The sequence below is a fragment of the Rubripirellula reticaptiva genome (assembly GCF_007860175.1).
Taxonomy (GTDB): Bacteria; Planctomycetota; Planctomycetia; order Pirellulales; family Pirellulaceae; genus Rubripirellula; species Rubripirellula reticaptiva.
Genome location: NZ_SJPX01000003.1, coordinates 482,403 through 507,279 on the forward strand (window position 1 = coordinate 482,403; position 24,877 = coordinate 507,279).

The window sequence follows — 24,877 nt, forward strand, 5'->3', positions numbered from 1 at the left end:
TAAGCGTTCGCCGAGACATTAGACGTTTCACAGTTCGCTACTTTCTTGCAAATCAATCAGGGATGAAATGAAGATTCTACTTGCAGTCTTGACGTTTACGCTTGCACATGTTGCTACTGCCGACGAACCGTGGATGTATCCCGTCAATGTCGATTTACCCTTGTCCCGCGTTGAACTCTCGTCGATGCGAATGAGCAACTCCTACGCCGCTGACAGCGACGGCGTAAAGCCGTTCGAAGGAACGACTAGAGTAGTGCATGTCGATGTCGCGACTTTTGATGAGATCGTCAAATGGTACGCGGAAAGAATTGGCGAGACACGGCTCCCACAGACCCTCGATCGATTTGTCGACGAGGGTAAGACGGGGCCAGGGATCGGCTTCTTCAAAACTGCAGAGTTATCGCTTGCATCACATCTATCTTTCAGATTCACACCCGAGCAGAAACACATTACAATTCTTCATACTGAAGAGACTGGTGATGTTGTGGCCGTCTCCCTGCTTGGGTTGAATCACGAGACTAACATTCACGTACTTCGTCATCGCCGGCACGCACACGCTATTGCCCCAAAAGCCGGCGAACCAGACGATGCACGTGAGTCGCCGCGTTGAGCTTATTGAAGTGGTGCGTCGTTCGCGGCGACCACGTGATCGGTAACGTTCGCCTATCAAATCATGATCCGCATCCTCACGTTAACTCTAGCTGTCTTGCCTCTGCTGGCATCTGCGCAAGATACTTCGCCGCGAAACGCATACGAATCGCGAATTGAAACTGCTCGACACGAGTACCGGAAGGCTATCTCGAAACAGATACGCAGCGCAAAATCGGTCGAATTGGTTCTGCTTCGGTTTGACGACGTAAAGAAGCCGGACCCTTTCAATGACGATGAGTCGCGATTTCCTATCGCACCGTATGGAGCGACGTGCGGTATAATCTCGACCAAGAAGCTCAATGCAGACGAATGCAAGGATCTTCTCCTTGCGCTAGCAGACCAAATTGAGAAACGAAGCCATACCGGTGGCGCGTTTTGCCACTATCCTATTCACGGAATACGCATTTATACTGCTGCGATTGACGACGCTGCAAATAGCGACACTATTTACACGGGATCATTTTGCTGGGTTTGCAAAAACTTCGGTTTCGCATATCCGGATTCAGCGGAATGGCTCGATACCACTTCCAGCCTTCACGACATTTTCAACAAACTCCTTCCGATCCCCGACGAAGAACTCAGACGCTTCAAGACTCAATTCAAATCCAAGTAGGAAGGCGAACCATCCGATGCAACCGAGTCGCGGTAGCTGGGCGTTTTGAAATGGAAGATCAACCGCCGCGACCGGCTGATCGGTACCGTTATCGTGACTACATCATCCACGGCATGTGGCTGGCTTCGTGGTCACGCTGACTCTCAATCATTTCTTCCATGTACGCGGTGTACTCTTTGTCTGCCGCGATTTGCTCATCCAGACAGTCTCCGCAGAGATGTGATCCCTCGCGACTGTCCCAATAATCCCTGTCGCCAAAATACAATGGCTTAACCTGCTTGCATCGCTCGCACTCGTCTGGTTCATATTCACACGGCTCGAAACCGTAAGCACGATAACAATGCGATGAACCAAAGTCGCGGTTGCTGCCGTTTTCTGTACTCATTGTTTTCTCCCGCGACTTGGTTATCGCTGACGTTCGCCGACCGTGACGGTAAGATTCAACGTAAAGCTCACGATAAGTTGATCAGTGATCCGAATGCCAAAGCGTAGATCTTTCTCACTCGCGACGTTTCTGTTGGTTGGGGTAATCTGCGCGCTTCTGATTTCAAACGTGATAACGTCCACGAAGCTGCAAGACGCCGAAGCAGAAGTCGGATCAGTTCGGCAAAACTTTGGCTATATCAATGCCGACCGAGACGACCGGATATACGTGAGTTCAATCGCAAAGTTCCAGCATTCTCGCGGTGCCAAGTTGCGGTTTCATGCACCGGAGAGTCGCCGGTACTCAATACGGGTTTCCGAGGTCGATTCGTCCTGGCAGCATGACGATTTCGAGGCACTGTCCAACGCCGAAAGCTCCAGTGCCCTAACCGCATTGACACATGAAGAGGCGATCGTGTCTTATGATCTTGCGTATGATCTTAGAAAACGCCAGCCAATCTTGGTCGTGCAGTCATTAGAGCGACAGAGTACATACGCACCGAGTGAATGGCAGGGCTTAGATCAGTTGGACCCCAAGGTGATCAATCTTCTCGATTTCAGTGATGTTTCCCAATACGATTTTGGACCTGACGAAGTGATCGCGCTCGCTTCATTCGAGGCGCCAAGCTGTGATAGAAGAGTAATTCTTTGGCTCGAACCGCAGTCCGACCCCAATTTCAAGCCGACCAAATAACGGCGAACCATGACGTGCAACGGAGGACGGCATGGGGCGTTTACAAATTGACAATCAAACCGCCGTCCCCGCTGACGTCGGACGTTCGCCCATCATGACAACCGTCATTTTTTCAATCTTCTTCGGCATCGGCTGGGTCTTTGCTATTCTCGGAGCAATCAACGACTTCCGCATCCTGGTACACGGAAAAATCGAAGAAGACACGAACATGACTGGTATCCCAACGGAGGAACTTACCGGCATCGCAACCCGGCTCGGCTTCGTTCGCTTGATCGCTGCCCTCCGTTTGGTATTCGCCATCGCTTGGATCATCGCTGTTCCGATGCTTGCGATCCGAGCGTGGTGGGGCGAACCATGAAATGCACGGGAGGACGGGAGTCGCGTTTCTTGGTCAGCTTGCAAGTCTTTCACCCGTCCCCCGTGATTTCTAACGTTCGCCGACAAAGACCGATGCTCAACTGGTCGCGTTAATTGATACGTCGCTACGCCATCTTCGCAACATTACTTGCAGCCTCTTGGGTCGTCATGACGACCACCCATGAATGCGGCCACATGATTGGTGGTATGACTTGCGGCGCAACCCTCACCGATTTTGACCTTGCTCCATGGCGCATGCCGTACAGCTTGCACTCTCCTGATCCAAACCCGCTTGTGACGCTTTGGGCCGGCCCAATATTCGGCATTGCTGTCCCAACTTTCTTGGCGGCGATCATCCGCAAACGATGGGCATGGTTCATCGCTGATTTCTGTCTCATCGCGAACGGCGGCTACCTCGCGTTGGCGTCGCTATCGGGCGACCGCTTTCTCGACACGCCTCGATTGCTCGATGCTGGGGCACATCCGGCAACGATCGTGATATATTGCATGCTGACGATCGGCATCGGATACATCTGGTTTCGGTCCGATTGTATCCACTACCTCGCACCCAAATCGAAACAGCGAGACGGCGGCGAACCATGTGATGCAACGGAGTCGGGCTTGCATGATTTCACAAGTGGATAGTCAACTCTCCCGACCCGCTGATCACCGACGTTCGCCGACTCGAGATAGCATGACAGAGCTTCACCTTAATGCATATTCGTATTCCTCGCAGTCAACGGGGTCGAGCTTGTGACGTCTTCTGAACCACGGTCGGTTTCGCGAGGCATTCTGTTAATCATGGGCGCAGGTCTTGGTGCCATCAGCTTCTCGGCTGCCATTGCAATGATCCCTTCGAGTATGGACTCAACGCATTCACTCAAGTGGAGATTGGCAACCAATCTTTTTCTTATCTACCCGGCGTTGCTCGGGCTATGGGTTGGATGGATACGACGATCCAAAACCTGGGCGGTTCTTGGAGTCGTTTCTGGAATCGCCGCCGGATCTGTATTCATTGCTCTGTACGGGACGATTGTCTCTGTCCTGCCGCTTAGGCTTGTTCAAGTTGTGGTCGTTGTTCCGTGCGTACTTGGCGGTGCGATGAGTGCTCTGTTGGGAACGAAAACCGAATCGTGGATATCGGGCGTGCCGCAGCGATTTGTTCGAGGTGTTATCGCGGGATTCGCGCTGGGATTCACCTATGGGATAATATTCTCTCAGGTCTTCCCGATGAGTTTACCCGAGTATCCCTACTTCAAATTCACACCTTACCCGCCTACAGAACCCGAGAATTCCCCTGTTTCCGCCGCATGGTTTTTTCGGCTATGGATCTCCGGAACGCTCGCTTTGACCATTTCAAGTGCGTTATTCCTAACGGTATATCACTGGTCTGCTGGACTTAGTAGCGCTCGATCGGTAGGCTGCGAACCATCGGTTGCAACGCCCGCGAGTTGAGCTTAATGAGGTTGAGAGTCCGTCGCGCCGCCCCGCTGAACCGCAACGTTCGTCAGCCAGAGGCGAACGCAACGACCAAACGGGAAATCAAGTGAGGCTCACGAGCAAAATATATGGCAGACATCCCGTTTTACTTAACGCGAGTGTTATTTCCAGCAATGATCAGCTATGGCTTGGTGCAAAGCGCATTTATGTTGATTAGTTCCTACTGGAAGAAGCATAGTGTTCGGTATGCTGTCGTCGGATTTTTTGTGACTTGGCTTCTTCTCGCCATGTACTGTTATTTGAGCGTGCATGGAGTTCTTCCGTACAGAATCTTGCCTGTTTCGTTTTTTGTGTCCGTGGTTGTTGTCGGCTGTACTTGGACGTTGCAGCAAAGCCAACGGCAGAGCGAGGAGAACGATCAACCGGTTAGGTTAATCGATGCCGATTCGAGCCCGCCAAGCGGTGATGGTCCGACGGAGGTGACCCGTCGCAGCACAATCGGGCGCTCACTCGCGATTTTGTCACTTTTAATCTATTTTATTGGACTCGGCGCTGACGTCGCGATCGTGATTGCGAACCGCTCCGGTGCCTACACTGGTCTTGGTCCTGTGCACGCTGTCATTTTCATCACGATCGTTTGCTTGGTCGCTTCCATCGGTTTTGCTATTGTGTCTTGCTTCACCTATCCACGTGCTCTGTTCATCCAGCTTTTACATGGCCTAACCATTGCCGGCGTTATTCGACTCAGTCAGTGGGGATCTGAACCGTGGTGAAATAGCGATGAGCAATACTCGCTCTAATGTCCATAAACACGACGAACCATGACACGGGAGATCGCCATGACGCGTTGCAAGTGGATCGTCTTGGGGGCGATCCCCGTGTTTCGGTCGTTCGCCGATGACATGAGTCGCAATTTCACTTTAAAATCTTCCGCATCAATTGGTTGTCTTGCGGCATTAAGCACGGCGACCGTTGTTTACGCGGTGTTTTCCGTCGGAGCAGCATTGAGTCACGACGTGGCCCAAACTGTAGCTGCATTCGTACTTGGGCCAGCAGCTTTTTTTTTGAAACCAGGAAGCTATGCCCTGGTGTCTGTTTTGCCCATAGTGATTTTCGTAGTCCATTTTTGCTACTGGTGGTTCGCCTTACTGGAACCGTGGCCAACAAAGCTATTAACTCGTGTTTGCATCCTTATTTCGATTCACTTCGGAACGGCGGTTGTGTTCTGGGTGAAGCTTCTTGAACGGATGCCATAATCGGCGCGGCGAACCATCGGTTGCAACGGAGGCCGCGAGCTAGCGTTTTTGAAGTGGTGAGTCGCTCGCGCGGCCCCGCTGAACCGTACCGTTATCCGACTGACTCCCTTAGGTGTCCGGCGTATTTGTTCGCACAAGCGATCATTTCAACGCTCGAATGCGAATTGGTCGTTCGGCTTTTGCGTTAGTGAGTCGACGCGTCAAATGTTTTGATCCTCCGTTGGCGTTGGCTACAACGTTGGTTGATCGCTGACTGATTTCCGTCTTAACGAATGGCGTTTGTCGATGGCACCGAAACGGTTCTGATCCTTCGATGAACGGAATTGCTTGCCGCGTACGTTAGGGCCCGCTAGACTTTGGCGACTTGAAATCCACTGCCCAACACTCGATCAATGCCCGTCGATAAAACGGATAACCATCGGTTGTACCGGAGCGGCGGTGGGCGCGTTGTTTTGAAATCACGGCACTCGCCGCCGCCCGGTAAACCGTAACGTTCCCCGACTGAATTGGAGACTCTACGTTCAATCTCAAATTCGACTTTGTGTTCCGGTCGGTGAATGATCGCTTGCGTCACTACGACTCTGCTAGCGCGTGCGGCCAATGGAACGCGACACTCATCGAAGACTTTCGCTTCGACTCCAAATTCATCCGCACGGTCGACGAACTTTTCGGTGAGGTGGTGGCCCAACACACGAACGGTGAGTGCATCGCATCTGATGGGCTATCACTTGAGACCGTTGTGATTGATCTCGGAACATCGCTCGATCTCTACTTCTGGCTGCACTTTCTAGATGCTCCGAGTGGTTACGGTATCGCTCCCGCAAAAATTTCTATCTCGTCTGATCCGACGCGTGCTGACGGCTCGCTTGCCGCAGTGTGCTGTGGATTGCGTGAGCCCGAGGGAAACTTCTGGTATCCTACAACAAAACGAACGCCCAGGGTCGTAATGCCCAATGATTACGACTGGGCATATTCCCACGTTCGCGCCTACGGTCCACCGACGATCTCATCGTGGATTGATCGGCGAGATCGAAAACGCGGGGAACAATGACATGCACGGGAGCACGGCTTGCGGCGTTTTTCGCAATGGATAATCAACTCTCCGTGCCCCGTGATGTCCGACGTTCGTCGAACATGGAAAACTTGAATCCCTACGATCCGCCGCTATCTGAGTCGCACGACATCGGCGACATTAATCCAAGTTCTGTCGACACCATTACCTCTCGATTCTCGTTCACATCGCAACACCTGATCGACACGCTTACGCGATTCCGGTCGCAACATTCGGGACGCCGGCTGTGGCGTTGGTTGCGATGGGTTGCTGCGTTCATTTTCGTGCTCGTCGCAATTGCCGGACTATTCATTCCACAATACTTCGCCTCGGCCTTTATGGTTGCTCTCGCGATATTCGCGTTCTTTCCGCACAAGATTGACGACTATCTTGCCACACGCAATTTTCGGAGATCACCGCACTGTAATGCTCAGCAAATCATTCACCTGTCGGATGACGGATTTCGCGCCGAATCGGAAATCGAGCAAACCGATCTCAAATGGGCGGCTTTCTCAAAGGCTGTGATCTTCAGTGACGGCGTGCTTCTTTACCGCGGGCCAAAAATGGTAAACTGGATTCCTGACGCTACACTCGATAGTACCGATGGGCCGTTTAGAATACGCAAGCTCCTAACCGAAAAACTGCCGACGAACCATGTCGTGAACCGGAGCGACCGGTAGCGCGTTTTCAAATGGAAAGTCTATGGCGGTCGCCCGGTTACGACCGACGTTATCCGACTGAACTTTCTCTACCCTACACTCGATTGGAACAATCATGACCCGCGCTTACGATCGTCGATTCTTTGCGTTTCTGGCCTTCCTTTTCTTCCTCGCTTTTCTTGGCTTTCTCGGCACAGATAATTACCGCCACTTCGCTTTGCTTGCATCACCCGCTGCCTTTGCCTCACTGTTCTTCCTCATATTTATTCCGCGTCCCGCAGAACGCATTCCCGAACGGTTTCGGCTCAAGGAACAAGGCGACATATATCGTGCTTTGACTGGTCGTATTTAACGATCGGTTATGACTGTCATTTTCCGGTATGCTAAGGTTTGTCGCCGGCGATTTCTCGATCCGATTTATGACGGCGGATAACCATCCGATGCACGTGCGGACTGGAAATGGTTTGAAGACTAGCGGGTGTGAATCCCGTCTGAGTAGCTGTTAGCCACAGGCTCAGTATCGAGTTTTGCAGCGTTGGTATAAGACGTTTCACGTTGAAGTCCAACGTTGAAGCGTAAACAGAAAGGTAGTGAGGGTGAAAGGTACTGACTGGCTGTCAGGCCCTGAACGAGATTGAGCTCCGAAAACATGGTTTCCTGTCGGATACTGCCCACGGTCTGTGCATGCCTGAAGGCCACGCTCAACGACGCGTCAATGGCGAGTGTAGTTGAGAGTCCCGGAGTCGAGGATCCACTCGCGCTACACACTAAGTCTTCAAGGCAACCAGTGAGACCCAGAGAGTTCTTGATACGATCATGACTTTCAATCACGACGAATCGAGTATGCCTGCGAAGCCGAAGAAGCAACAACGGCAAACGACCCTTTGGGAGTCGGATGACTGTAAAGTACCATTGACGCCGGGTAATGCCGGAAGAGGGAAGGCGGTCAGGCCGACACGCGTATCGAGTCAAACATCGACCACACTCAGCGGTGGCATATCGGTGAACGAGCGACTCGATCGCATCACCACGAGAGCGGAAGGCGATGCAGTCGCTACCTTCAACAATGTGTTTTCATTGTTGAATAACGAACTGCTGTTCTACGCCTTCCGAAAACTCAAGCGAGGCAAGGCACCGGGTGTCGATCATGTCACGGTGGACGACTACGAAGTCAACCTGCAAGAGAACTTGCGGAAACTCGAAGATCGTCTTCATCGCGGCAGCTATCGGCCTCAGCCAAGTCTACGACGAGAGATCCCCAAGGGCGAAGGTAAAACTCGTCCCTTAGGAATCGCCTGTGTGGAAGACAAGATCGTACAGCGTGCGATCGTGATGATCTTGGAACGTATCTACGAAGTGGACTTCTGTGACACTTCATACGGTTACCGACCAAGACGCAGTTGCCACCAGGCTCTGGCCGACTTAGGCCAGACCATCGTCCGCCAACGAGTGAACTTTGTGTATGACGCCGACATCGCTGGATTCTTCAATCACGTTTGCCACGAGAAACTCGTTGAGCTTCTTGGGCATCGTATCGAAGACCCGCGGCTGTTGCGTCTGATTGTCAAGTTCCTCAAGTCTGGCGTGATGATCCAAGACACCAGGCACGACACGACCGAGGGCGTTGCCCAAGGTTCGGTTCTCTCACCACTGCTAGCGAACGTGTATTTGCACTACGTGCTGGACGAGTGGTTTGAACAGCAGGTGAAGCCACGGCTTTCGGGCCAGGCAGCCATCATTCGCTTCGCGGATGATTTCGTCTGCACGTTCGAGCGAGAATCGGATGCGAAGCGTTTCGCATCCGTGTTGGTCAAACGTCTTGGTCGTTATTCGCTTGAGTTAGCCGAGGAGAAGACGAAGTTGATTCGGTTTGGCCGTTTCGCCCGTCGCGATTGCCAGCGACTCGGTGAAGGGGCCCCGAGCACTTTCGACTTCCTTGGTTTCATGCATTACTGCGGCACCAGTCGCAGCGGTAAGTTCAAGTTGAAACGGAGGACAGCAGCGAAGAAGTTTCGTGGAAAGGTAGACGATCTCAAGTCGTGGTTTCGTTCGAAGCTGACGACGCCGATATCCGAAGTATGGCCGACACTGGTCCGCAAAGTTCAAGGACACTTTCAGTATTACCACGTCAATGACAATTGGCCGATGCTGATGAAGTTCCGCGAGGCAGCGAGACGGTTAGGTCTGCGTTGGATGCGCCGCCGCAGTCAGAAGGGAGCCAACCTGAGTTGGTCGGACTACCATCGTTACCTCGAAGCCTATCCGTTGCCGATGCCGGGCCGACTGAAGGACTTGATCGCCATGACGGGAGCGAAGTAATGCCAGGTGATAAGTGTCGGTTGGGAGCCGGATGCGTTAACAGCGCACGTCCGGTTCTGAGAGGGTTCAAAGCACAATTCAGCACGCTACACGAACTAGGGCACCCCGCAGGAAACCGCTGGGACACAGAGAAAAGATCGTGTACGCTAAACTTAAGAGGCTTTGTTTCTACTCGCCCGGAGCCGGACTTGCGAGCGTTTTCAAGTGGTTACTTTTACACTTCCGGCCCGGTGACGCTCCACGTTACGCCAAGAACAATTTGATGACATGCAAACTTCGGTAGCCTCTAATCTGCTTCATCATCTGGCTGATGACTCCGCAGAAATTGGGCACGCCTCGGTAGACGATAAGGCGTGGCTTGAGGAACTACCGTTGCCGCTTGAATTGAAACGAACACTTCAATGGCACTGGCCAACCGAGTCGACGCAGATCGGACCGATTGTATTTGAACCCGTTTCCGGAATTCGCTCGTACCCATGGACGCCAGCATTGCTTCGACACCAACAAATTCCAATTGGATTCGGCCCGAATGGTGACGCATTTGTCTGCGACTTTGCCACCGACGAATGCAACGTTGGCTTCGTGACGCATGAAGAGTACGATGGCGCTAGCAATTCCCGACCGTTCTACCAACCAACTTTTCGCACTCTAGAATCTTACTTACACCTTGTGGACATGGAACGGTATGTTCCATGCGATTACTACGACGCAAGGGACTTTGCCGAGTTTTTGGAAGCGGAGTCTAATCACTCACCTTTTTTCCGACACAAAAAGGCGTAACCATCGCATGCAACGGAGAACGGGTGGTCTGTTTTCTCGTCTGCTTGCGAGTCTTTCGCCCGTTCCCGCTGATGCGTAACGTTCGTCTTGCTAAACTTATGCACCGATTCTTACAATTCTCGATTGCTGCCCTGCTAATCGCGATTGCGATATTTGCAGCAGGATTCGGCTTTTTTCGGTTTTTCAACCAAAGATTAACTGTTGTTGATGAGCCCGCCAGTGGTGAAGGCTACGTAGGACGTGGAACATATTTTCAAGGTACCCAGCTAATGGCCCGAGTTTCACGATCGGACATTCTGGTTTCAACACGATGGAAACCAGATGCTCAAAATCCCCCCGTTTCCGCTCGTCGCGCAATCGCTATCGCAAATAGGGCGATTCGGAGCGTTGGCAACATCGATCCACTGGGAATGGAGTTCAGAAACGCCGAACTCACTCGATATGAGGGCGATATCTGGTACTGGACCGTTTTCCTCGATGAAGCCGCGGGCAGCAACGATGAAGGTTTCCAATCTGGCTATCCTATCATCGTACTGATGGATGAACGTGTCGCTGTACCAAGACCGTTTATGCAACGCAATTACGTTGAATCCGAGTCCCAACTTGGCTGGAATATAGGTTCAACGTTGTTGGACTTCGACGAACCATGACATTCACCGGAGTGGCGGTGGTTAATATTTCTCGAAGTTGCGATTTTCGCCGCCACCCGGTGATGTCCGCCGTTCTGTCAAAGAGATCCTATGGATGACGCGTTGGCATATCCAGATTTGCTAATTGAATTGAATCAATCGCTTCGCCAATTCGATGGCGGAAAGGCGATCGTATGGGACTTGTTGAGGTACGAATCAGTGCTCGTCATAGCTCTCTCCACACCTCAATCCACGACAGCGAACGCGTATCTTGACTGCATATTGTGCACGAAGTTAATGTTTACCCATGCATGGGAGCCAGCTCGTATTTTCGTGGAGTCAAGTGATCTAGTTGGCACTTCGCTACATATTCACGACGACCAGTCCCTTCAGATCGAATGCAAGACTGCACGCTTGACGGTTGCAACGGATGGTAGCCAACGTCAAGTCTTTGCTTCGCCAGCAGGAATTCGATCTAGCTTCGCCCTTCTCGCTTACGCTTGTGAAGCTGAATCCACATCATTTAATGCCATGACATCGTTCTTTGACGGATACAGCGAGGCTCTATCAAACCACTTGCTGCCCTGGCAGAACGAAAAGCCTTCGCTGAACGCTTTTCAGGCGTGGGTCAAAACACGGCTTGCATTGGACAACCTGTCTATGGATTGGAAACATGCAATGAGGGCGGCATACTCCGACGACAAAGACGCGATTGTGCAGATGCGCAAATTGCTTGCTGATTTTCAGATCGAGTACGATGCGGGCAATGTCGCCGACCCTCCGCCTCGCCGATAGCACAGGTGTGCGTGACAGAACCATGGGTTGTTACGGAGCCGGGCTTGCGGGCGAATTTGTCTGCTTGCAAGTCATCACTCCCGGCCCGCAAAACCCGACCGTTATCCGACTGATATTCACACGAACTTGAACACTAGCCAATCCCGTCACGGCGTCACGCTCGTTGAACTACTTGCCGTGTTCACGATCATCTCGATTTGCCTCGCTTTACTCATGCCGGCCGTGCAATCCGCACGAGCATCAGCGCGGAGGACGGAATGTGCGAGCAACTTACGACAATTCCATTTTGGCACTCGTCCCCCCGTAAACATTTGCCCGGATTCACCTGATTCGCTCGGGTACTTCCGTAATATTTTGGACTACAACGATCCTCGTGTTTACAACTCCACACACTCAACAATGCAGTTCTTTGAGCACAATGGCGCTCCACTCGTAGAGGACCCGGGTTCTCCGCCTGACATGAATCCCAACACTTGGTTCACGCAAGCGAATATTGACGCGGACCTTGTCCTTCCGATTGTCGATTCGTACATCGCTAGGGGTCGCCATATTGGAAGCACAGCAAACTATCTGTTTCTCGATGGGCACATTGAGGTTATCGAATCGAAGGTAATCGAAGGCTGGGCCACGTCCGGCTACAACTTCACCCGTGCTGGCGCTGGATTGCCGCCACGCTAATTCGCGGATCTCCAGGAACCACACCCACTTTCCACCAATGAGCGGGGCGTATTGCGATAACCTGGGAGAGATGGGTCAGGCGGATGTTCCTTCACTGCCACCCCGAAGCGCAGCGTTGTAAGTCTGGTAACCATGGCAATTGGGACAGGGGTCAGGTTACCCGGGCCCTCTCCCACACCAGCTCCATGCGGAGCCACACTTGGCGGTTCGCCTCAAGGATGCAAGCGAGTGCTAACGCCTTCGATACGAAGCAAGCCCACTTTGGTCAGCACGAGCGTATTCGCTAGACTGTCTCACTTCTTTTTGACGAGACCAGCCACGGAAGTCCACGCAATGCGTTTTGAATGTCAATCGACCTATTATCCGAAACCGACCGAACCGAATCATTATATCCGCACCAGCGAGATTGACGTCTGGTGTCATACTGCTGGTGATGAGCCTGCTATCGCGGCCCGTTTGGCCGTCGATTATCTCGACATCGACCGTGCCGACAGCGAAGGTGAAAGCATCCTTCACGTTTGTGATGCCGATTCTGCGACGTGGATGCAAGTCTACGAAGCCACCATCGAGCCGGATATCGACTTCCTCGGGATTCGTGAGGACTTCGGGTTCGATGATCCCATTCATGGTCTCGTCTTCATCCATGGTGCGGTGTTTCATCCGAGTGTAAACGCGTGGCGTGCGTATATACTCGATTCCGTTTGCGGCATGTTTCCCGTTGACACTGCCACGGTGATGTGGAAGCGCACGACGGAGCTGGAGGACAAAGATTTAGCCAGCCTCGGGTTTCGTAAAGTCGCTGGTTCGGAGCTCTTGTTTCGTCCCAACATGCTCGAAAACGCTTATTCGAGTTCGGACGACGATCGAGATCCGATCGAACTGATCGTACCTGAGGACGCCCAAAACAACGTTGACCAGCAGTGGGTCGAGCGTGATGATTCTGACTTGGCGGATATCGACGACTGATGAAAGACGGCACGTTTTAATCCGGCAACTAAGTCACTTAGATAGGGTAGTCGAACCGTGGGACGTGGATGCATGCTGTGTGGCCGCCGGCGGCCGAACAAGCAAGTTGGTGGTGGCGGGCGAGGCTCGAGGATCTGTCGTCAGTGCCGACGGATGCCCAAGTTCGAGCAGCAACGCTTGCTGCGATTGTCGGAGATCCACGGTTTCCTTGAGCAATCAAATATCTCGACCAAGAACATCAAGCGGCTGTCAATCCTGGAAACAGACGCATTCACGGAGGTCGCAGAGTTGGCCTCCCTCGTGAAGCGAATTGCATTGGCAAAACCTGGCCGGCGACGTCGCTGGAAGTGGCTCTGGCGAAACAATCGGGAACTCCTGCAGGAGGCCGTAAAAGCCCGCCTGATTGACCCTCTCCCTCCGAGTCCTCATGAAGCCGACGATGGCTTTGAGTGGTCGCCGGAGAATGACTTTTTCGAAGATTACTTCGAATTGGAAAACGTCGACGATATCTGGATTGAGCCCCGGTCGTATGAGTACGAGCCATCATCAGCTGTAATCCGCCGGCTATTTTGCAGCAAACAATAGAGTCGATCGGCTTCGGCCAACATTCGTTGTCCGTAATCAATGTGCGGGCAACGTTATCCGACTGAGCGTTTCAACGATGATGGACTAGGACCGATGGAGGACGGCGGATTCACTTTGGTTTGTGCGGCTTCAGTACAGGTATCTGCTCACTTGTCGCAGTTTCTCAGTCCGGCATTGCTGCTGAATTGATCGTCTTCTTCGCCGCTGCGGGTTGTGCTTTGGGTGCTATCTTCGGGTGCGCTCGGCCGATGGTTCGTGGAAGGCGGCGTAGGCGAACGCGGTCATCTGACCTTTACCGCAAGGCCGCTGCATCGCGATTCCCTCAAACGTCTTGGTCGTTATTCGCTTGAGTTAGCCGGGGAGAAGACGAAGTTGATTCGGTTTGGCCGGTTCGCCCGTCGCGATTGCCAGCGACTCGGTGAAGGGGCTCCGAGCACTTTCGACTTCCTTGGTTTCATGCATTACTGCGGCACCAGCCGCAGCGGTAAGTTCAAGTTGAAACGGAGGACAGCAGCGAAGAAGTTTCGTGGAAAGGTAGACGATCTCAAGTCGTGGTTTCGTTCGAATCTGGCGACGCCGATATCCGAAGTATGGCCGACACTGGTCCGCAAAGTTCAAGGACACTTTCAGTATTACCACGTCAATGACAATTGGCCGATGCTGATGAAGTCCCGCGAGGCAGCGAGACGGTTAGGTCTGCGTTGGATGCGCCGCCGCAGTCAGAAGGGAGCCAATCTGAGTTGGTCGGACTACCATCGTTACCTCGAAGCCTATCCGTTGCCGATGCCGGGCCGACTGAAGGACTTGATCGCCATGACGGGAGCGAAGTAATGCCAGGTGATAAGTGTCGGTTGGGAGTCGGATGCGTTAACAGCGCACGTCCGGTTCTGAGAGGGTTCAAAGCACAATTCAGCACGCTACACGAACTAGGGCACCCCGCAGGAAACCGCTGGGACACAGAGAAAAGATCGTGTACGCTAAACTTGAGAGGCTTTGTTTCTACTCACCACGGAGCACGGCTTGCGCGATTTTACAAATGGAAAGTCGTCTCTCCGTGCCCGGTGACGGCTGCCGTTCGCCGACGCAAAGTTTGATTGTCCACGCGACACAGGTGGTTTAGAACGGTGCCGCACAATCTGACTGAACGCATCCCAGATCATCTCGTCCAACGATGGCGAAACACTTCTGTCTTTTGGAACCGCCTGATGATTGGTGGTATGTCTGCGTTATGGATTCCTCTGGGCGTCGCAATCGCTTGGCTACCCTTCCGCAACAGTTCGGGACCCTCGCAGTTTGCGGTGGTTTGTGCTGCGGCCATCGTTTTTGTCTTGCTATGGTATCTCCTCATTCGCTTCCTGCGGCGTTTCACTCTCAACGCTTGGTCGCAATCGAAACTTCCCGTCGTTGAGATCGATGGCGACCGAATAACGGTACGATGGCATGGGGAGACCATCAACTCCACCGTGGACACCTGCAATTTGCGACGCGGTCGGGCATGGCAAATGAAATATGCCAGCAGAAAAGCTGGTGGTTTGCCATTCGGTGATCGCGAACTCATTTTGATCGACCTTCCTCCACTTTGCCACGACATGCTCGGCAACGTGCGGGCGTACACGACGGTTGCTGTGGGCTACACTGATGGCTCGATGCAGGCTTGGACCGAGGCGCTCGGACTGAGCGGCGAACCAAACGATGCAACCGAGCGGCGAAGTCGGGCGTTTTGAAGTGGTTGATCTTCCGTCGCCGCCGGCTGATCGTCAACGTTACCCGACTGAAACATGCACGCTGACCTCGCTGACGCAATTCGACTTTTTCGCCGCGATCAGGAGTTGGCATTGGACTACATTCACAGCAGGCTTGGCATTCCTGCTCCTCGCACGGCGTACTCATGGGCTGCACATGCTCACGAACAAATTGCTGCCGTATCCTCGGTTGCGACAACGGACGGCGTGACTCTCTACGTTCATGGGGTGGGTATCGAAGTCACGCACCCCGAGTTTCACATCGACTACGACTACGGACCTGCTGGACAGTGCGACTGTTTTGACAAATGGCGGCTTTCACTACATCGGCACATTCGACTGGGGCTTCCCAATCCCGTTGATGATCCGCGACCACTTGATGATTGGCTTGTCGATGCAGAGGATGCTGGCGAACTGATTCGTGTTGCTGATTCCTACTCGATGTTTTACGATCCATCACTACCGTCCAAATGGTCGCCGACTGCCGGAAACGTCGGGTAACCATCGCAATCGGGATAGGGGCCGCATTGCTGCGGACCCCTCCCACAACACCTAGCATGCGGGTCCGCACTAGGCGTTTCGTCGCAAGGATGCAAGCGAGTGCCAACGCTCTTCTAGATTAAACATGCCCTCGGCGGCTAGGTACTCGTTGGATAAAGCTCGTTGGACGCCTGACGTCGTGGAAAGACGCGAAGCCCCCTTGCCGCTCATCGCAAAGCCGCGAGCGACACGGTGAGACACGTTCAGTGAAATTAGTTTCTTCAGTCGTGTTTGCGACTTCTTCCACTGCTTCCAATAACAAGCTCGGACGCGTCGCCGTAGCCACTTGTCCAAGTTCGTAAACGTGGTCTTCACTTGATCCAGTGCAAAGTAACCCAACCAACCCAGCGCGTAGCGACGATACTCCGCGTAACGTGATTTCATCGACACGCCTCGGTTCTTGCGAAAGAATTCCGAGACGCGTTTCTTGAAGGCGTCGAGCTTCTTTGCACTCACCCGAATTTGACCGCCAAAGCCACGAAACTCGTAGCCCACGTACTCCAGACCATCCGCCGGGCGGATGCTGCTTTTGTCGTGATTGACAGTCAACTTCAAACGTTCGCTTAAGAAGTGCTCGACGCTCGCGTACACACGTTGTGCGGCAACTTTCGTCTTCGTGAAAATCACAAAGTCGTCAGCGTAACGCACAAACGGCAAGCCTCGCTGTTCCAGTTCCTTGTCCAAGTCATCCAGATAGATGTTGGAAAGAAGCGGTGACAACAGGCCGCCTTGCATCGTTCCTTCGGTGCTGGCTTGGTGTAAACCGTCCGCCATTATCCCAGCTCGCAAGTAACGTCCGATCAACTTGAGTAGTCGCTTGTCGTGAACCTTGCGGGACACGCGTGCCATCAGTACGTCATGTTGGACTCGGTCAAAGAACTTTGAAAGGTCCATATCAACGCACCAGCGACGACCACCGCGGATGATCTTCTGCACTTGTCTGACTGCACCGCCACGGATGTGTTGCTAAAGGCTCCGAGCCGAGCTGTCACGGGGCGCCTCGATGGGGATCTCCCGCACTTTTGGTGAAGTATCCGGTCGAGGACGCTAGCATTTCTTAGCGTCAGCATTCGTCGCTGGACTTTTCGCATTCAACGCATAACATTCAGCAATCGTTTAGTTTATCTCCGTACCAAGAAGGCCATCCTCAGTTTAGGGAAGACACGCACGCGTCCCACGTGATCGGACTCCCGATGCGGTCTCAGGTGTTTCTTCCCGACAGCCGATCACTTTCGGTCGACAGTGTCTCCGTTGACGGCGAATCCGGGAAAGTTGAAGTTGTTGTTCACAGCACAAACGACTGTGCGAAATGTCCGCGGTGTGGAAAGAAGTCGTCTCGAGTTCACAGCCATTACCTACGCCAATTGACGGATCTGCCCTGGCAAGGAGTGTCCGTTCACTTGACGTGGCGTAGCCGCAAATTCTTTTGTCGGGACGAGCAGTGCACCCAGAAGATCTTCACGGAACGATTGCCTGAGGTGGCACGACCGCATGCTCGGCGAAGCGAGCGATTGAGTCTCGCAGTGCGGTGCATCGGGATTGCATGCGGCGGCGAAGGCGGATCGCGGTTGGCAAAAAGACTTGGAATGAAATTCAGTCCTGACACGCTACTTCGAGAAACAAGGTGCACGCTGATTTCCAAGAGACGCACACCCCGCGTACTCGGAGTTGATGATTGGGCATTTCGCAAGGGTCAGCGGTACGGCACTGTGCTTGTCGATCGAGAAAACAATTGCGTGGTCGACCTGCTGCCAGACCGTGATCCCAATTCGCTTGTTGTGTGGCTTCAAAATCATCCTGGTGTTGAAATCATTAGTCGAGATCGGGGAGATTGCTACATCAAGGGAGCGACGGAAGGTGCACCTCAGGCAACCCAAGTGGCTGACCGATTCCACTTGATGCAAAACCTTCGTGAAGCGTTGGCCCGTGTGATCGCACGTCACTCGAAGCAAGTCCGCGAAGCTGCTCAGCAGCAGTCGAAGTGCCCAATCAACCCAGTTGTTCTCAGCGATCCCGGAAATCAGATTCGCAAGATACCACCATCCGAAACACAACTGCCAAGCTTCGCGTCACAACGACGGCAGGATCGGTACCGAGAGGTAATGGCGCTGTATCATCAAGGGATTTCGCAACGTGAAATTGCGATACGTTTCAATCTTTCTCGCTCCACTGTTCGTCGCTTTGTTCAATCAGGCAGCTATCCCGAGCGTGCTCCGCGCCCCTCGCATAGCCATGCCGACGGTTGCGTCGAATATCTGTGGGAACGATGGAAGCAAGGGTGCCAGAACGTAACACAACTTACCAAAGAGATCAGAGAGAGAGGTTTCACAGCGTCTTATTACAGTGTCCGTCGCCGCGTTTCATCATGGCGCAATGGAATTGAAACGACCTCAAAATCTCCCCCAGCCCGAACAAACATTGAGTCGCCAAATCAACTGTCGTGGATGGTTTTCAAAGACGACCTCAACCTCACCAAAGATCAGCGAACTTTCAAAGACAGGGTTTTCGGTCAATGTCCTGAAATTGCAGAAGCATGGAGAATCGCAACCGGCTTTATACATCTATTCAAGAGAAAAGCTGGCCATGACTTACCGGCCTGGATCGATGCAGCGTCCCATGACACTACGCCTCGAGAACTCCGCAGTTTTGCCAAGGGGATCCTACGAGATTCATCGGCGATTGCAGCTGCCATCGCCCTTCCATGGAGCAACGGACAAACCGAAGGCCAGGTCAACCGGCTGAAGACGTTGAAACGACAGATGTACGGACGTGGCGCATTCGACCTGCTCCGAATTCGATACTTGACCTCTACATGAGCGGGTGTTGATCCACATTGTGGCAAGATAAAGACTTGGTCCTCGCCAAGTGCTCGAGCCGCATTTCCGTTTTGGTGGACGAATGATCGGTTCGATTCGCAATTCGGCCTTGAGCGCCATTCCACTAGCCAGTCTGGGCACGAAAACTTGCAAAATCGAAACCTTTAAAGCCAGTAATCGGCACGCTACAAAACCGCTTCACCAAAAGTGCGGGAGATCCTTGAAAAGGGACCACCTGTGGGCACCTCTGGTCCCTTTTGAAATTGGTGGTTCGGAATCGGGCGGTTTCGCCTGATCTACTAGTCCTTTTCGGCTGCCGATCCGGTGGCCGCTGTGGTCCCTTTTGAACATTTCTCGGCATTTTTTAGCCGGTAGCTGCGGCCGGTGATCTTCATGATCTCGGCCGACTGCAAGAACCGATCCAGGATCGCACTGGCGCTGGGAAAATCACCGGTCAACTTGCCCCAGTCCTCCAGCGGTCGGTTCGTCGTCATCATCGTGCTGCGCACCTCGTGGCGGCGCATGATGATCTCGAACAGGTATTCACCACTGTGGTTAGGTAGCTGCTTCATCCTCATGCCGTCGATGATCAACAGGCCTGGCCTGAGATAACGGGCCAGAACTTTCTCCTCGCCACTCAACGCTTCTTCGTGCAAGTAGTCACACACCACGTCAAAGATGCTGCGGTAAGGCGTGCAGCTTGCGCACGAGTTCAGGGCCGTACCAGTCTGCGTTCTTCACGGCAGCGCGAAGGTTATTAGCGACGACGGTTTTGGGTACGCCTCCGCTGTCAACCGTTCTGCCATCCCTTCACAAGCTGCGGCATATCGACCTGGTCTTCGATCGGTATGAGTGCGAAATGTTCGACCACTACATAGACCAAGATTCGTTCGGAATCCAGTTGAACGAACAGAGTCAGTTAGAAGTGCTGTACGTTGTCGTCGGGTTCGGAGAAGAAAGCTATGATCCGATAACAAAGTTTTATACTCATCACGCGTTGTCGCTTCTCGAATACCCGTGGTATTCGGACGGCACGGCGCCGAAGGCGGCCCGGTCAACCGCGGGCTCCACTCGCTTTACAACGGCGTCCCGAGCTGCCACAAGCTCCTTGATCGAAAACGGGTCAACTGGTTGATGGGCCGAGAATGGACCGACGATTCAAGCGTTTCGTCGGCTGATCCCGATCGCCCCACTTTCGTCTTCAACGTAGCCAGCGGAGACTGCGACACGCCACAGATCGAGTGGGATTTGGTTGTCGCAGCACCGATCGACAATTCTTACAACCGAAACGGTTCACGCCCGGACCCAAGCGACGAAGTGCAAGCCAAGTGGGCGTGTTACATGATGAAACTGTTCGACAAAGCCGTCGCAGTTCTCAGCGGTCAGCCCCAGTGAGATGAGCCAATGATCACAGTGTTGAGTTGTTGGTCCGAATCATCGATTGACGTCAGCTGGGCACGCACAAATCTTGGGAGCACTTTGCGTCCAATTTCGGTCATCGATGACATAGACACTTGGTGATAAACTGCAACTTAAGGCGAGTCGTCACAGCCAAGTTGTTTGTTCAATCGGCAGTTGCGTCCCCCGATCGCTCATCGTGAAATCACGTTGGTTCAGCCAAGCTCGGTTAGGACTCCACATTTGTCAGGCAGCGGCTTCTGCTGCGTTGGTCGCAAAGCTCCACTGTTAGCGGTAGTTCGAATGTCACTCGCTGCGGAGCACTATATTTGTTCGGGCGTCTCAAGATCGGATCGCGTGGCAAGGATCTGTCTCTGGTTCAAACCGGTTTCGCCGTCGGTGCTACTCTGCGAGCGATTGCCAATAGATCCGCGCGTCCGCCTTCATCGAGTAACTCCCAAAGCCGCATCAATTCGCGAGTCTGATCGTCCAGGATGGCTGTAGATGGGACCGCCCGTGGGACCGCGGTTTCGTGAGTATGGCTAAAACACCGTTCGCCAGCGTCGTTTGAAAGTCCTAGTGGGGTAGCTTAGAGGCAGGTCACCAAGAGCCAATGCGAGACGAACCCAGTTATTTACGGGTTTTTCAGTATTGGCTTTTTCTGTGTCTCGGGATGTCTGCCATCGTCCTGCGCTGTCGGTGGTCGATTTGGTGTTTTTTTCTAAAACTACTTCTTCGGCGGTTTGGTGATTGTTGGCTACTTCGCGCCCTTTATCCCGCCTTTTGGGTCGGTCATTGGCTAGGGTGTGTGCCGACAACTTCCGTTTCTTCGGTCGCCCGCAGGTCCTGCTTCCGCTTTAGCGACTGCACAAACCCGCAGAGTGAATCGCCGGGCGCAGGGATGCTTTGCACAGAAGTCGGCATTTTGTTTCGGCAGCTAGGAGCGGCAGTTTCGTCGAGGCGGTGTCGTTTTTTCGCTCGATGACAAATTCATGTCGCATGAAAGCCACCAATCAATAGCGTGCTAAAGTCATTCGGAGCCGACTTGCAATTCGCAAAATCCTGCCCGGAGGTGGAGATGACTTTAGGCTCCCTTGCCATAGCAGCCGACGTCAACCGTCGCTGGTTTGGCCTCAAGTGTCGATGGCACTGCGTGTCAGTGAGACGCTGCGAGAAAATATCTGCGATACTGATGCCGACTTGATTTGGAGACGCGAGTTAAAATCGCGGAGCGGCTCGAAGGTTTCTCGGCTCGTAATTAAGTAAAGTGGTTTTGCGACAAACGTTACAAAAACACTGACACGGGCCCGGCACCGGGACAGGCTCTTATCTCAACGCAAAGCCGACACATTCTGAGATGTGGGCTCATCGCTTCTGCACCCGCCTTTGTCGGTGCGGTCGCCCCGCAAAAAGACGTGGCTCCTCTGGGGAAAACCGCTCAGTCTTGGTGGGTTGCTTTCTTAAGTCGAACTTAACGAAAAATATCTGCAACTGGCTTGCAGACACAAGATTTCGAATCGAACAACGAGCGTGTGTCGCTTGAGATTAGTTTTTGTTTAGATTCGATCGCTGCCGGCGACTTGAAATCACAGTCGTATTACACTCGGGTTGCTCTCCGCTGTTCGCTTCGCTTTCCTCATGAGCGTGCCCTTATTGCTTTCCTGAGACTACTGGATGACACGACTGATCATTGTTGAAGACCAAGTATCGCTGCTGAAGAGCCTGAAGAAGGGCTTGGAGGAAGAGGGATTCGAGGTGATGGCGGCGTCCAGCGGCAGCGAAGGTTATAGGCTTATTCAGCAAGAGCCTGCCGATGCGGTGCTGCTTGATTTGATGCTTCCTGATGGCGACGGTATCAGCCTGCTCCAGCGGATTCGCGAGGAGGATTTTCAAAAGCCTGTGCTGGTGATTACGGCCAAAGACTCGATTGATGATCGTGTTCTGGGGCTCAATAGTTGTGCCGACGACTATCTGGTCAAGCCGTTTGCATTCAGCGAGTTGTTGGCACGCTTGAGGGCGGTTCTGAGACGTTCGCCGACTAGTAATTTTGATACTCGATTGGTCTACGACGACTTGGTGATTGATTCGCTGTCCCGAGTTGCCAGTCGCAATGGCAGGGAGTTGAAGCTGACACAGCGACAATTTGAGATGCTGGAATACTTAATGAGAAACAAGAATCGAATTGTTTCGCGTGACGCGTTGGCACGAGACGTTTGGAAAGCAGCGACGGCGACTTGGACCAACGTGATTGAGGTGCAGATCAATCAATTGCGAAAGAAATTGGGGCAAGAAAGCTCGGTTCCAGTCCTGCATACGGTTCGCGGCGAAGGGTATCAATTGGGGGACGAACCATGAAGCGATTGAGTATCCGCGTTCGTTTGACGCTTTGGTACACGCTGTTCTTTCTGTTGTTGCTGGTGGTGATGGGATCTTTGGTCTTGTGGCGAGTGCGCTCGCACTTGGTTGAGAATGCAGATCGGTCTTTGGCGGAAGAAATCAGCGAACTGTTTGACGAAATGCAAATGGTGAGCGATCGCGACGAGATGGTCGCGGAATTAGATCGTCGTTTTTCAAGTCATTCACATTACCATTTTCAAGTACTTGACCAAGACTTAAATCCAGTTTTTACGAGTCGCTTTTTAGCGAATCTCGACTTGCCCGCTGCGACTCCGCCAAGCGATATGCGAGGCGGTGAATACTCTGACATTCAATGGCCTGGACTGGGTAAGTTTCGGCTAGTGAATTTGGCTTTGCGAGACTCCCGATCCAACCCTCAGTTGATCAGAGCAATTTCGCCGCGGCAGATGATTGACCGAGATTTTCAAAGCTATCTTTGGATGTTGGCAACACTGGGCCCGATCGCCTTGATTGCGGCTCTGATCGCGGGCTATATCGTCGCCGGACATGTGCTCTCGCCAATCAAGCAAATCACGGCAAAAGCGAAATTCATTTCGGCGGATCGTTTAGACGAGCGATTACCTGTGGTTCACGAGTTCGACGAGCTCGGAGAACTTTCAACAACGTTGAATGAAACATTTGACCGCTTGGAAAAGTCGGTCAATTCGATGAAACGGTTCACATCGGATGCTGCTCATGAACTGCGTTCGCCGGTGGCAGTGTTGCGGACGGAAGCCGAAATTGCGTTGAGAAAGCCACGGTCACTCGAAGAGTACCGAGCTGTCGTCGAGACCACCTTAGCCGAGACGATTCGATTGGGCGAACTTGTCGATCAGTTGTTGACACTCAGTCGCCACGATGCCGGTGTTGAAGAGATTCTCACTGATGAAGTACCAGCGGCTGCTTTACTCGGCGATGTCGTGTCGCGGTTTGTGGCGACTGCTAACGAGAAAGGTGTCGTGCTGGAAGCTGCTGATTTACCTGAATGTTTCATCAACGGTTATGATGTTTGGATCAGTCAATTGTTCTTCAATCTGATCGACAACGCAATCAAATTCACACCATCGGGAGGAATGGTAAAGGTTTACGCGGCCAACGACGCGAAATACACAACGTTTTTCATTAGCGACACCGGAGTTGGGATTGCACCAGATCAAATCCCGCATGTGTTTGAGCGGTTTTACCGGGCCGATGCTGCTCGCGAACATTATCGAGGCACGGGGCTTGGATTGTCGATCTGTAAGTCGATTGTTGACGCTCATCACGGCACGATTGACGTCTCGGGCAACGGGGAAGTTGGCACAATCGTTTCTGTTCGATTGCCTAGGATTCCCGCCTTCGAATTTGATACAGATCACGGAGTCCCCGAGTCCCAAATTGATCCAGCGAGCATTGCTCGGGGCGAAGTGAGAACGCTGTGATTGCACAACGTGGGCGTTCGCGGCATGACGTTCGAGGCATGACTCTGATTGAATTACTGGTCGTAGTTGCGATCATCGGTATCATAGTTGCGCTCGTCTTACCGGCCGTTCAGGCTGCACGCGAGGCGGCACGGCGTTTAACGTGCCAGAACAATTTAAAGCAGATCGGATTGGCTGTCCAGAATTACCAATCGGCGCATCGTGTTTTCCCGCCCGGGGGTATCTTCACAGGTACCACATCATGGTCTGCGCATGGCCGAATCATGCCGTACTTGGAACAGTCGGCTGCCTTTGAGCGTGTGCGTTTGGACCTCGATTGGCACGATCCACTGAACTTGTCGACAGGAATTCAGCATTTGCAAATTCCTGTTTATACCTGCCCAAGCGATCCGCTTTGCGACGATCTTTACTATGACGATGAAGGTTCGGTTAGGCCGGTTAACTATGGATTTAACTTTGGAACTTGGTTTGTCTTTGATCCTCGTGACAACACGTTCGGAGATGGTTGTTTCCATGTGAACGCGCGCATTGGTCCGGAAGCAGGGCAATCGCACGTTGATTTCGTTTCGGTCCAAGGATTGCGTTGTCATCGCTGAAGTCAAGCCGCTCGTTGTTGAGTGGCGTGTTTCCCGCACGGAGGTGCCAAGCGATGAACGGACCAGCAGCC

General features: G+C 52.9%; 26 protein-coding genes and 1 pseudogene. 24 read left to right on the forward strand and 3 right to left on the reverse strand.

All coding sequences use genetic code 11. The annotated features are described in order from the left end of the window. The first annotated feature begins 133 nt into the window (after window positions 1–133). Window positions 134–610 (forward strand): hypothetical protein, encoded by a 477-nt coding sequence (locus Poly59_RS14740; protein WP_146534867.1) that lies wholly within the window; start codon window positions 134–136, stop codon window positions 608–610. A gap of 751 nt (window positions 611–1,361) precedes the next feature. On the opposite strand, the gene Poly59_RS14745 is transcribed toward Poly59_RS14740, so the two are convergent. Further along, window positions 1,362–1,649 carry a hypothetical protein gene (locus Poly59_RS14745; protein WP_146534868.1) on the reverse strand — a complete coding sequence of 96 codons (288 nt, stop codon included), beginning with the start codon at window positions 1,647–1,649 and terminating at the stop codon, window positions 1,362–1,364. Window positions 1,650–1,817: 168 nt separating this feature from the next. On the opposite strand from Poly59_RS14745, the gene Poly59_RS14750 reads away from it, so the two are divergent. The 18 genes and pseudogenes from Poly59_RS14750 to Poly59_RS14835 all read left to right on the forward strand — a co-directional run bounded on the left by Poly59_RS14750 (window position 1,818) and on the right by Poly59_RS14835 (window position 16,139). Continuing rightward, entirely contained in the window at window positions 1,818–2,381 is a 564-nt protein-coding gene (locus Poly59_RS14750) for a hypothetical protein (protein WP_146534869.1), read from the forward strand. 31 nt (window positions 2,382–2,412) lie between these two features. After that, window positions 2,413–2,739 (forward strand): hypothetical protein, encoded by a 327-nt coding sequence (locus tag Poly59_RS14755; RefSeq protein WP_146534870.1) that lies wholly within the window; start codon window positions 2,413–2,415, stop codon window positions 2,737–2,739. 167 nt (window positions 2,740–2,906) lie between these two features. Beyond that, window positions 2,907–3,383, forward strand: a complete 477-nt coding sequence (locus tag Poly59_RS14760; protein WP_146534871.1) for a hypothetical protein — start codon at window positions 2,907–2,909, stop codon at window positions 3,381–3,383. Window positions 3,384–3,491: 108 nt separating this feature from the next. After that, window positions 3,492–4,193: a hypothetical protein gene (locus Poly59_RS14765; RefSeq protein WP_146534872.1), complete on the forward strand. Its 702-nt coding sequence runs from the start codon at window positions 3,492–3,494 to the stop codon at window positions 4,191–4,193. Between the two features lie 113 nt (window positions 4,194–4,306). Then, a complete protein-coding gene (locus Poly59_RS14770; RefSeq protein WP_146534873.1) occupies window positions 4,307–4,951 on the forward strand; it encodes a hypothetical protein in 645 nt (214 codons plus the stop codon). A gap of 48 nt (window positions 4,952–4,999) precedes the next feature. Further along, window positions 5,000–5,434 carry a hypothetical protein gene (locus Poly59_RS14775; RefSeq protein WP_146534874.1) on the forward strand — a complete coding sequence of 145 codons (435 nt, stop codon included), beginning with the start codon at window positions 5,000–5,002 and terminating at the stop codon, window positions 5,432–5,434. A 553-nt stretch (window positions 5,435–5,987) separates the two neighbouring features. Continuing rightward, on the forward strand, window positions 5,988–6,485 hold the full coding sequence (locus tag Poly59_RS14780) for a hypothetical protein (RefSeq protein WP_186776269.1): 498 nt from the start codon (window positions 5,988–5,990) through the stop codon (window positions 6,483–6,485). A gap of 83 nt (window positions 6,486–6,568) precedes the next feature. Continuing rightward, a complete protein-coding gene (locus tag Poly59_RS14785) occupies window positions 6,569–7,165 on the forward strand; it encodes a YcxB family protein (RefSeq protein WP_186776270.1) in 597 nt (198 codons plus the stop codon). A gap of 94 nt (window positions 7,166–7,259) precedes the next feature. Continuing rightward, entirely contained in the window at window positions 7,260–7,496 is a 237-nt protein-coding gene (locus tag Poly59_RS14790) for a hypothetical protein (RefSeq protein WP_146459010.1), read from the forward strand. Window positions 7,497–7,960: 464 nt separating this feature from the next. After that, on the forward strand, window positions 7,961–9,463 hold the full coding sequence (gene ltrA, locus Poly59_RS14795) for a group II intron reverse transcriptase/maturase (protein ID WP_146534877.1): 1,503 nt from the start codon (window positions 7,961–7,963) through the stop codon (window positions 9,461–9,463). An 851-nt stretch (window positions 9,464–10,314) separates the two neighbouring features. After that, the gene (locus Poly59_RS14805) at window positions 10,315–10,893 is read left to right on the forward strand and encodes a hypothetical protein (protein WP_146534879.1); all 579 of its coding nucleotides are present in this window, start codon (window positions 10,315–10,317) and stop codon (window positions 10,891–10,893) included. Between the two features lie 510 nt (window positions 10,894–11,403). Then, complete coding sequence (locus tag Poly59_RS14810) at window positions 11,404–11,667, forward strand: hypothetical protein (protein WP_146534880.1); 264 nt, start codon at window positions 11,404–11,406, stop codon at window positions 11,665–11,667. A gap of 126 nt (window positions 11,668–11,793) precedes the next feature. After that, window positions 11,794–11,871, forward strand: a pseudogene (locus Poly59_RS30180) (type II secretion system protein); the annotation flags it as partial. A gap of 255 nt (window positions 11,872–12,126) precedes the next feature. Continuing rightward, a complete protein-coding gene (locus tag Poly59_RS30185) occupies window positions 12,127–12,345 on the forward strand; it encodes a hypothetical protein (RefSeq protein ID WP_246151727.1) in 219 nt (72 codons plus the stop codon). Between the two features lie 333 nt (window positions 12,346–12,678). Next, window positions 12,679–13,311, forward strand: coding sequence for a hypothetical protein (locus tag Poly59_RS14820; protein ID WP_146534882.1), 633 nt, complete (start codon window positions 12,679–12,681; stop codon window positions 13,309–13,311). An 840-nt stretch (window positions 13,312–14,151) separates the two neighbouring features. After that, complete coding sequence (locus Poly59_RS14825) at window positions 14,152–14,727, forward strand: RNA-dependent RNA polymerase family protein (RefSeq protein ID WP_186776271.1); 576 nt, start codon at window positions 14,152–14,154, stop codon at window positions 14,725–14,727. 374 nt (window positions 14,728–15,101) lie between these two features. Then, a complete protein-coding gene (locus tag Poly59_RS14830) occupies window positions 15,102–15,620 on the forward strand; it encodes a hypothetical protein (protein WP_146534884.1) in 519 nt (172 codons plus the stop codon). 54 nt (window positions 15,621–15,674) lie between these two features. Next, on the forward strand, window positions 15,675–16,139 hold the full coding sequence (locus Poly59_RS14835; protein WP_246151659.1) for a DUF6896 domain-containing protein: 465 nt from the start codon (window positions 15,675–15,677) through the stop codon (window positions 16,137–16,139). Between the two features lie 69 nt (window positions 16,140–16,208). On the opposite strand, the gene Poly59_RS29965 is transcribed toward Poly59_RS14835, so the two are convergent. After that, window positions 16,209–17,114, reverse strand: coding sequence for a reverse transcriptase domain-containing protein (locus tag Poly59_RS29965; RefSeq protein ID WP_146534885.1), 906 nt, complete (start codon window positions 17,112–17,114; stop codon window positions 16,209–16,211). A 257-nt stretch (window positions 17,115–17,371) separates the two neighbouring features. Between Poly59_RS29965 and Poly59_RS14845 the strand changes: the two genes are divergently transcribed. Next, window positions 17,372–18,994, forward strand: a complete 1,623-nt coding sequence (locus Poly59_RS14845) for an ISL3 family transposase (RefSeq protein ID WP_246151660.1) — start codon at window positions 17,372–17,374, stop codon at window positions 18,992–18,994. A gap of 299 nt (window positions 18,995–19,293) precedes the next feature. On the opposite strand, the gene Poly59_RS14850 is transcribed toward Poly59_RS14845, so the two are convergent. Then, entirely contained in the window at window positions 19,294–19,650 is a 357-nt protein-coding gene (locus tag Poly59_RS14850; protein WP_246151661.1) for an ATP-binding protein, read from the reverse strand. A 361-nt stretch (window positions 19,651–20,011) separates the two neighbouring features. Between Poly59_RS14850 and Poly59_RS14855 the strand changes: the two genes are divergently transcribed. The 4 genes from Poly59_RS14855 (at window position 20,012) to Poly59_RS14870 (ending at window position 24,806) form a co-directional block, all read left to right on the forward strand. After that, on the forward strand, window positions 20,012–20,389 hold the full coding sequence (locus Poly59_RS14855; protein ID WP_146534888.1) for a hypothetical protein: 378 nt from the start codon (window positions 20,012–20,014) through the stop codon (window positions 20,387–20,389). 1,677 nt (window positions 20,390–22,066) lie between these two features. Further along, entirely contained in the window at window positions 22,067–22,747 is a 681-nt protein-coding gene (locus tag Poly59_RS14860; protein WP_146534889.1) for a response regulator transcription factor, read from the forward strand. Further along, on the forward strand, window positions 22,744–24,210 hold the full coding sequence (locus Poly59_RS14865) for a sensor histidine kinase (protein WP_146534890.1): 1,467 nt from the start codon (window positions 22,744–22,746) through the stop codon (window positions 24,208–24,210). Before Poly59_RS14860 ends, Poly59_RS14865 begins: the two co-directional genes overlap by 4 nt. Continuing rightward, window positions 24,207–24,806 carry a DUF1559 domain-containing protein gene (locus Poly59_RS14870; RefSeq protein ID WP_186776273.1) on the forward strand — a complete coding sequence of 200 codons (600 nt, stop codon included), beginning with the start codon at window positions 24,207–24,209 and terminating at the stop codon, window positions 24,804–24,806. The genes Poly59_RS14865 and Poly59_RS14870 overlap by 4 nt, the downstream gene beginning before the upstream one ends. Window positions 24,807–24,877 lie beyond the last annotated feature (71 nt).

Excerpts from the sequence above, each read along its gene's own strand:
- Poly59_RS14740 (WP_146534867.1), top strand. The coding sequence starts at position 134 with ATGTATCCCGTCAATGTCGATTTACCCTTGTCCCGCGTTGAACTCTCG.
- Poly59_RS14745 (WP_146534868.1), bottom strand. The coding sequence starts at position 1,649 with ATGAGTACAGAAAACGGCAGCAACCGCGACTTTGGTTCATCGCATTGT.
- Poly59_RS14755 (WP_146534870.1), top strand. The coding sequence starts at position 2,413 with ATGGGGCGTTTACAAATTGACAATCAAACCGCCGTCCCCGCTGACGTC.
- Poly59_RS14760 (WP_146534871.1), top strand. The coding sequence starts at position 2,907 with ATGACGACCACCCATGAATGCGGCCACATGATTGGTGGTATGACTTGC.
- Poly59_RS14770 (WP_146534873.1), top strand. The coding sequence starts at position 4,307 with ATGGCAGACATCCCGTTTTACTTAACGCGAGTGTTATTTCCAGCAATG.
- Poly59_RS14775 (WP_146534874.1), top strand. The coding sequence starts at position 5,000 with ATGACACGGGAGATCGCCATGACGCGTTGCAAGTGGATCGTCTTGGGG.
- Poly59_RS14785 (WP_186776270.1), top strand. The coding sequence starts at position 6,569 with ATGGAAAACTTGAATCCCTACGATCCGCCGCTATCTGAGTCGCACGAC.
- Poly59_RS14790 (WP_146459010.1), top strand. The coding sequence starts at position 7,260 with ATGACCCGCGCTTACGATCGTCGATTCTTTGCGTTTCTGGCCTTCCTT.
- ltrA (WP_146534877.1), top strand. The coding sequence starts at position 7,961 with ATGACTTTCAATCACGACGAATCGAGTATGCCTGCGAAGCCGAAGAAG.
- Poly59_RS14805 (WP_146534879.1), top strand. The coding sequence starts at position 10,315 with ATGCGTAACGTTCGTCTTGCTAAACTTATGCACCGATTCTTACAATTC.
- Poly59_RS14810 (WP_146534880.1), top strand. The coding sequence starts at position 11,404 with ATGACATCGTTCTTTGACGGATACAGCGAGGCTCTATCAAACCACTTG.
- Poly59_RS30185 (WP_246151727.1), top strand. The coding sequence starts at position 12,127 with ATGAATCCCAACACTTGGTTCACGCAAGCGAATATTGACGCGGACCTT.
- Poly59_RS14820 (WP_146534882.1), top strand. The coding sequence starts at position 12,679 with ATGCGTTTTGAATGTCAATCGACCTATTATCCGAAACCGACCGAACCG.
- Poly59_RS14830 (WP_146534884.1), top strand. The coding sequence starts at position 15,102 with ATGATTGGTGGTATGTCTGCGTTATGGATTCCTCTGGGCGTCGCAATC.
- Poly59_RS14835 (WP_246151659.1), top strand. The coding sequence starts at position 15,675 with ATGCACGCTGACCTCGCTGACGCAATTCGACTTTTTCGCCGCGATCAG.
- Poly59_RS14845 (WP_246151660.1), top strand. The coding sequence starts at position 17,372 with ATGCGGTCTCAGGTGTTTCTTCCCGACAGCCGATCACTTTCGGTCGAC.
- Poly59_RS14860 (WP_146534889.1), top strand. The coding sequence starts at position 22,067 with ATGACACGACTGATCATTGTTGAAGACCAAGTATCGCTGCTGAAGAGC.
- Poly59_RS14865 (WP_146534890.1), top strand. The coding sequence starts at position 22,744 with ATGAAGCGATTGAGTATCCGCGTTCGTTTGACGCTTTGGTACACGCTG.